Below are 8,463 nucleotides of genomic sequence, written 5' to 3'. Positions count from 1 at the left end.
GCAAGGCGCTGCCGGACCCTGATCCTGCAGCCCTGGCACGCCAGGCCTATGTCGCTCCAATCGGCGCGGCCGAGGAGGCCATGGCCGCGATCTGGGCTGAAGTCCTGGGCATCGAACAGGTCGGTCGTCACGACAACTTCTTCGAACTCGGTGGTCACTCGCTGCTGGCGGTAAGCCTCACCGCGCGCCTGCGTCAGGCCGGCCTGCAAGCCGACGTGCGCACTCTGTTCGGTCAGCCGACGGTAGCGGCGCTGGCGGCGACCCTGGGCCATGGCCGCCAGGTCGAGGTCCCGGCCAACCGGATTCCGGCCGGCTGCACCCAGATCACCCCGGACATGCTGCCGCTGGTGGAGCTGGAACCGGCCGCCATCGAGCGCATCGTCGCCACGGTGCCGGGCGGCGCGGCCAACGTGCAGGACATCTACCCACTGGCGCCGTTGCAGGAAGGCATCCTTTACCACCACCTCAGCTCGCCGGAGCACGATCCCTACGTGCTGCAGTCGCGCATGGCGTTCGACAGCCCGGCACGCCTGGAGGCGTTCGCCAGGGCCTTGCGCCAGGCCATCAGCCGTCACGACGTGCTGCGTACCGCGGTGCTCTGGGAGGGCCTGGCGCAACCGCTGCAGGTGGTCTGGCGCGAGGCGCCGCTGCTGGTCGCGCCGCTGGATGCGCAGGACCTGCAACGCCTCGACCTGGCCCGGGCACCGCTGATCCGCCTGCTGCATCGCAACGAGGCCGGCAGCCCGCGCATCGAGGCGCTGCTGCAGTTCCACCATATCGTCCTCGACCACACCGCCCTGGAGATCATCGGCGCGGAGCTGCTGGGCTACTTGCAGGGCAGCGCCGCGCCGCTGCAGGCCCCGGTGCCTTACCGCAACTACGTGGCCCAGGCGCGGCTGGGTGTCAGCCAGGCCGAGCACGAGGCGTTCTTCCGCGCGCAACTGGGCGATATCGACGAGCCGACGCTGCCCTACGGCCTGAGCGATGTGCAGGGCGACGGCCAGGCCATCGAGCAAGCCCAGCTGTGGCTGGACGAGACCCTGGCCGCGCGGCTGCGGCAACAGGCCCGGCAGTTGGGTACCAGCCCCGCCAGCCTGTTCCACCTGGCTTTCGCCCGTCTGTTGGCGGCCGTCAGCGGCACTGATCGAGTCGTGTTCGGCACTGTACTGCTGGGCCGCCTGGAGGCCGGCGAGGGCGCCGAGCGTGCCCTGGGCATGTTCATCAACACCTTGCCGCTGCGCCTGGACCTTGCAGACATCAACCTGCAGGACGCCGTACGTCTGACCCAGCAGCGCCTGAGCGCCTTGCTGGTGCACGAGCATGCGTCGCTGGCCCTGGCCCAGCGTTGCAGTGGCGTGCCGGCCCCGGCGCCGCTGTTCAGCGCCATGCTCAACTACCGCCATGGCCAGGCGGCGAGCGAAGACCGGCGCCTGGAGTGGCAGGGCATCGAGTTCCTCGATGGCCAGGAGCGCAGCAACTACCCGCTGAGCTTGAGCGTGGACGACATGGGGGAAGGCTTCCGTCTGGTGGCGATGACCCCGGCGAGCGTCGGGGCCCAGCGGATCTGCGGGCAATTGCGGCACGTGCTGCAGGGCATGGTCGAAGGTCTGGAGGCTCAGCCACGGCAAGCGCTGCTGGCGGTGCCGGTATTGCCGGACGATGAGCGTGAGCATCTGTTGCAGACCTGCAGCGCGACGGTCCAGGCCGGCGATCTCGAACAGCCCGTCCAGGCGTTGTTCGAGCAGCAGGTGGCGCGCGATCCCGAGGCGGTCGCGGTGCAGTCGGAGGAAGGACAACTGAGCTATCGCCAGCTCAACGCCGAGGCCAACCGCCTGGCCCACCACCTGATCGCGCTGGGCGTGCAGCCTGACGACCGGGTGGCGATCTGTGTCGAGCGCGGCCTGTCGCTGGTGGTCGGCCTGCTGGCCATCCTCAAGGCCGGTGGCGCCTATGTGCCGCTGGATCCGGACTACCCGGCCGAGCGTATCGGCCACATGCTCGCCGACAGCCAGCCGCGAGCGCTGCTGCTGCAACAAGGCACGCGGGCGCTGGTCGGCGAGGCGGCGTTGCCGCAGGTCGATCTCGATCAACCGAGCTGGGCCGGGCAGCCGGACAGCGACCCACGGGTACCTGGGCTGAACGGCGCGCACCTGGCCTATGTGATCTACACCTCCGGTTCCACCGGCCTGCCCAAGGGGGTGATGGTCGAGCACCGCAACCTGGCCAACCTGGTGCACTGGAGTGCCCGCCGGTTCCCGGCCGGCGGCGCGGTGCTGCACAAGACCCCAGTGAGCTTCGACGCCTCGGTGTGGGAGCTGTTCTGGCCGCTGTGCAGCGGGCTGCGCCTGGTGCTGGCCAAGCCGGACGGCCAGCGTGACCCGCAGTACCTGGCGGCGCTGATTCGCCAGCAGCAGGTCAACGTGGTGCAGTTTGTGCCTGCCTTGTTGCAGCAGTTCCTCGACCAGGACGACAGTGCCGCTTGCGTCAGCCTCGGCGATATCGTCTGCGGCGGTGGCGAGCTGACCGAGGCCCTGGCCCGGCAGGTTCGCCAGCGTTTGCCGCAGGTGCGCCTGCACAACGTCTACGGCCCCACCGAAACCACGGTCGACTGCAGCGTCTGGACCCTGGAACCCGGGCAACCGATTCCATCAGGCGCGTTGCCGATTGGCCACCCCATCGACAACACGCGCCTGTACGTCCTCGATGCCCACGACCAACCGGTACCCTGGGGCGTCGCCGGCCAGCTGCATATCGGCGGCGCCGGGGTGGCGCGTGGCTATCTGGGGTTGCCGGAGCAACAGGCCGAACGCTTCATCGCCAGCCCGTTCGCCGAGGGTGAGTGGCTGTACCGCAGCGGCGATCGGGTACGCCAGGCCGCCGACGGCAGCCTGACGTTCCTTGGTCGTACCGACCACCAGATCAAGCTGCGCGGCCTGCGCATCGAGCCGGGCGAGATCGAGGCCTGCCTGAACCGCGTGGCCGGCGTGCGCGAGGCACTGGTGCTGGTCCACCGGCATCCACACGGCGGTGATCGCCTGGTCGCCTACCACCGTGGCGAGCCGCAGCCGGCTGACGCGCTGCGCCAGGCATTGCTGGCGCGGTTGCCGGAGTACATGGTGCCGGCGCTGTTCATCCACCTCGACAGCTGGCCGCTGACCCCCAATGGCAAGCTCGACCGCCAGGCGCTACCGCTGCCGGATGTGCAGGCGCGCCAGTACGAGGCGCCACAGGGCGAAACCGAGGTGCTGCTGGCCGAGCTCTGGTCGCAGCTGCTGGGCGTGGAGCGGGTAGGGCGGCACGACAACTTCTTCGAACTGGGCGGCCATTCGCTGCTGGCCGTGACCCTGACCGCGCGCCTGCGCCAAGCCGGCCTGCAGGTGGATGTACGCACCCTGTTCGGCCAGCCGAGCCTGGCAGCGTTGGCGGCCACGCTGGGCCAGGGCGGCGCGGTGACGGTGCCGGCCAACCGGATCCCGGCGGGCTGCACCCATATCACTCCGGACATGCTGCCCCTAGTGGCCCTGGAGCCGGCCGCTATCGAGCGCATCGTCGCCGCGGTGCCGGGCGGCGCGGCCAATGTCCAGGATATCTACCCCCTGGCGCCGCTGCAGGAGGGTATCCTGTACCTGCACTTGAGCGCCGTGGGCGCCGATCCCTATGCCCTGCGCGCACGGCTGCGCTTCGACAGCCCGGCGCGCCTGCAGGCGTTCGCCCGGGCCCTGGAGCAGGTCATCGCCCGGCATGACATCCTGCGCACCGCAGTGCTCTGGGACGGCCTGCCGCAACCAGTGCAGGTAGTCTGGCGCCAGGCGCCGCTGCAACTGGCGCCGCTCGACGACGCCCACCTGGCGCGCCTGGACCTTGGGCAGGCGCCGCTGATCCGCCTGCTGCACCGCACCGAGCCGGGCGGCCAGCGGGTCGAGGCGGTGCTGCAGTTCCACCATATCGTGCTCGACCATATCGCCATGCAGGCGGTGCAGGCCGAACTGCGCGGCTACCTGCTGGGGCTGACCGAACCATTGCCGGCCTCGGTGCCGTATCGCAACTATGTGGCACAGGCGCGGCTTGGCGTCAGCGAGGCCGAGCACGAGTCGTTCTTCCGCGACCGCCTGGGCGATATCGACGAGCCGAGCCTGCCGTTCGGCCTGCGCGAGGTGCAAGGCGATGGCCGCGCCCTCGATGAGGCCGAGGTGGCGTTCGAGGGCACCCGCTATGGTCGTCTGCGCGACCAGGCTCGACAGCTGGGAGTGAGTACAGCAAGCCTGGTGCACCTGGCCTGGGCGCGCCTGCTGGCGGTGGCCTGCGGCAAGGACCGCGTGGTGTTCGGCACCGTGCTGCTGGGCCGCCTGCAGGGCGGCGAAGGCAGCGAGCGGGCACTGGGCATGTTCATCAACACCCTGCCGTTGCGGGTCAACCTGGACGGATTGGGCGTGCGCGACGGCGTGCTGGCCACCCACCGCGAGCTGTCGGCGCTGCTGGTCCACGAGCACGCCTCGCTGGCCCTGGCCCAGCGCTGCAGCCAGGTGGCCGCGCCGCTGCCGCTGTTCAGCGCCATGCTCAACTACCGGCAAAGCACCCGGTCCGCGCCGCAGCCACAGGCCTGGGAGGGGATCGAGACCCTGGGCAGCGAAGGGCGCACCAACTACCCGCTGAGCCTCAACGTCGATGACTTCGGCGATGGCCTGCGCCTGGGCGTGCAGGTGTCGGCCCAGGTGGGCGCGCAGCGGATCTGCGCGCAGATGCTGCAGGTGCTCGACGGTCTGTTGCTGGCGCTCGAACAACATCCGCAGCAGGCGCTGGTCCGGCTGCCGGTGCTGAGCGCCGAGGAACGGCGCCAGGTGCTGGTCGACTTCAACGACACGGCGGCGGCGTACGACCTTGAGCAGACCCTGCATGGCATGATCGAGGCCCAGGTTCGACGCACCCCGACCGCTGTGGCGGTGAGGGCGGAGGAAGGCGAGCTGACCTATCGCCAGCTCGACGAGCAGGCCAACCGCCTGGCCCATCACCTGATTGCGCTGGGCGTAAAACCCGACGCGCGCGTGGCGATCTGCCTCGAGCGCGGCCTGTCGATGGTGGTCGGCCTGCTGGCCATCCTCAAGGCTGGTGGCGCCTACGTGCCGGTCGACCCGGACTACCCGGCCGAGCGCATCCGTCACATGCTCGATGACAGCGCGCCGCTGGCGGTGCTGGTGCACGGTGCCACCCGCGACGTGCCGCAGGCGAGCCGGGCGCCGCTGGTCGACCTGGACCGGCCGACCTGGCAGGCGCAGCCGACGTATGCCCCACAGGTGCCCGGGCTGACCCCGCGACACCTGGCCTATGTGATCTACACCTCCGGCTCCACCGGCCTGCCCAAGGGCGTGATGAACGAGCACGCCGGGGTGGTCAACCGCCTGTTGTGGATGCAGGACGCCTATGGGCTGGGCGCCGGTGACGTGGTGCTGCAGAAGACCCCGTTCAGCTTCGACGTGTCGGTGTGGGAGTTCCTCTGGCCGCTGCAAACCGGCGCGCGCCTGGTGATGGCGCGCCCAGGCGGACATCGTGACCCCGAGTACCTGCGCGAGGTTATCCGTGAAGAGCAGGTCAGCACCTTGCACTTCGTACCGTCGATGCTCGATGTGTTCCTCGCCCATGGCGAAGTCCTGCCACATCAGCTCAAGCGTGTGCTGTGCAGCGGCGAGGCCTTGCCCGGCAGCCTGGCAAGGCGTTTCCACGCACAGCTGCCGAAGGTCGAGCTGCACAACCTGTACGGCCCGACCGAGGCGGCGGTGGATGTCAGCGCCTGGCACTGCGTGACGGCACCGGACAACACGCCGATCGGCAAGCCGATCGCCAATACCGCGCTGTATGTCCTGGACGCCCACGGCCAGCCGGTGCCGGTGGGCGTGGCCGGCGAGCTGTACATCGGCGGCGTGCAGGTGGCCCGAGGCTATCTCAACCGCGAGCAGTTGACCGCCGAACGCTTCCTCGATGACCCGTTCTCGCTTAGTGCCAGCGGGCGCATGTACCGCACCGGCGACCTGGCCCGCTATCTGGCCGACGGCAACCTGGAATACCTCGGGCGCAACGACGACCAGGTGAAGATCCGCGGCCTGCGGATCGAGCTGGGCGAGATTCAGGCCTGCCTGACCCGTATCGAAGGGGTCAAGGAGGCGGTGGTGCTGGCCCGCGAGCAGCGCCTGGTGGCGTACTACACCGGCGCCCGGCAGGCGCCGGACACGTTGCGCGCGGCGCTGCTGGGCCAGTTGCCGGAGTTCATGGTGCCGGCTTCGTTCACCTACCTCGACGCGCTGCCGCTAAGCCCCAATGGCAAGCTCGACCGCAAGGCGCTGCCGCAGCCGGAAACCACGCAGCAGGCCTATGAGGCGCCGCAAGGCGAAGTCGAGACCCTGCTGGCGCAGCTGTGGAGCGAACTGCTGGGCGTGGCCCGGATCGGTCGTCATGACAACTTCTTCGAGCTCGGCGGCCACTCGCTGCTGGCCGTGACCCTGACCGCGCGCATGCGCCAGGCCGGCCTGGCGGCGGATGTGCGGGTACTGTTCGGTCAGCCGAGCCTGGCCGCGCTGGCGGCGGCGGTGGGTGGCGAGGTGACGCTGGAGGTGCCGGCCAACCGTATCCCGGCGGGCTGCACACGCATCAGCCCCGACATGCTGCCGTTGGCGACGTTGGAGCAGGCCGCGCTCGACAGCCTGGTGCAGAGAATTCCCGGCGGCGCGGCCAATATCCAGGACCTGTACGCCCTGGCGCCGTTGCAACAGGGCATTCTCTACCACCACCTGGCCAGCGCCGAGATCGACCCCTACGTACTGCAACTGAACTTCGCCTTCGCCGGCCAAGCCGAGCTGGAGGCCTTCGTCGCGGCGCTGAACCAGGTCATCGCCCGCCACGACATCCTGCGCACCAGCGTGCACTGGCAGGGGCTCGACGAAGCGGTGCAGGTGGTCTGGCGCGAGGCGCGCCTGGACCTTGAGCCGGCACTGGACAACCTGCGCCTGGACCTGGGCCGCGCACCGTTGATGCACCTGAGCAGCCAAGTGCAACAGGGCCGCTTGCAGGCGACCTTGCTGCTGCACCATATCCTCCTCGACCACGCCGCCATGGAACTGCTGGTGGCCGAGGTCGGCGACGCGCTGCTGGGGCGCATGCCCGAGGGTGACAGCGTGCCATACCGCAACTATGTGGCCCAGGCGCGCCTGCGTGACGACAGCCAGGCGCAGGAGGCGCTGTTCCGCGAACTGCTGGGCGAAACCGACGAGCCGACCGAAGTGTTCGGCCTGCGCGGGGCGCTGGGCGACGGCAGCCACGTGCTCGACCACCGCGAGCGCCTGGACGAGCCGCTGGCCCTGCGCCTGCGTCACCAGGCACGGTTGCTGGGCATCAGCGTCGCCAGCCTGGTGCACCAGGCCTGGGGGCAGGTGCTGGCGCAGCTGTCCGGCCGCGAGGAAGTCGTGTTCGGCACCGTGCTGCTCGGTCGCCTGCAGGGCGGCGAGGGCGCCGAGCGGGCGCTGGGCATGTTCATCAACACCTTGCCGCTGCGGGTCAGCGTAGGGGGGATGGATGTAGTCGACGGCGTGCGCCTGACCCACCAACGCCTGGCGCGTCTGCTGGCACACGAGCAGGCCTCCCTGGCCTTGGCCCAGCGCTGCAGCGGCGTGCCGGCCTCCCAGGCGTTGTTCACCAGCCTGCTCAACTACCGCCACAGCGCGGCCACCGGGGCGCAGCGCGCACAGGCCTGGCAAGGCATCGAACTGCTGGCTGCCCATGAGCGCAGCAACTACCCGCTGGTGGTCAGCGTCGACGACCTGGGTGACGGTTTCATGCTGACCGTGCAGGCCGTGCCGCAAGTGGATGGGGCACTGGTCTGCCAGCTTCTGCAGACGGCCCTGGCGCGGTTGGCCGATACCCTGGCGAACACGCCGGCGGCGCCGTTGAACCGTATCAACGCCTTGCCGGACGCCGAGCGCGAGCGTGTCGCGCGGCAGTTCAACGCCACCCGTCGCGACTATCCCCGCGACCTGCCCGTGCATGCCCTGTTCGAGGCGCAGGCCAAGGTAAGCCCGGATGCGCTGGCGGTGGCCCATGGCACGCGGCGCTGGAGCTATCAGGCGCTCGACCGGCAGGCCAGCCGGCTGGCCGGGTACCTGTTGGAACAGGGCGTACAGGCGGGTGACCGGGTAGCCTTGTTGCTGCCACGTTCGTTCGATCTGCTGGCGGCCCAGCTGGCCGTAAGCAAATGCGCGGCGGTGTTCGTGCCGCTGGACGGCAATGCCCCGGCCGAGCGCCAGGCGTTCATGGTGGCCGACAGTCATGCGCGGCTGGTGCTGACCCACAGCGACCAGCCGCAGGTGGACGGCGCACGCCGAGTCGAACTCGACCGCCTCGACCTGAGCGGTTACGCCGATGCGCCGCTGGGCCTGGCGGTGGACGCCGGCAGCGCGGCGTACATCATGTACACCTCCG

Annotated in this window: 1 protein-coding gene; it reads left to right on the top strand. The window is 69.8% G+C overall.

Features of this window, described 5'->3' with window-relative positions; translation table 11 throughout:
* Nucleotides 1-8,463: non-ribosomal peptide synthetase (locus tag DMX06_RS25770; protein ID WP_146232242.1), on the top strand; the 8,463-nt coding region annotated here is incomplete at both ends.

Origin of the sequence: Pseudomonas mosselii, assembly GCF_003205295.1 — a bacterium.
Classification (GTDB): domain Bacteria; phylum Pseudomonadota; class Gammaproteobacteria; order Pseudomonadales; family Pseudomonadaceae; genus Aquipseudomonas; species Aquipseudomonas mosselii_B.
This window is presented reverse-complemented; position numbering and strand designations above follow the sequence as displayed.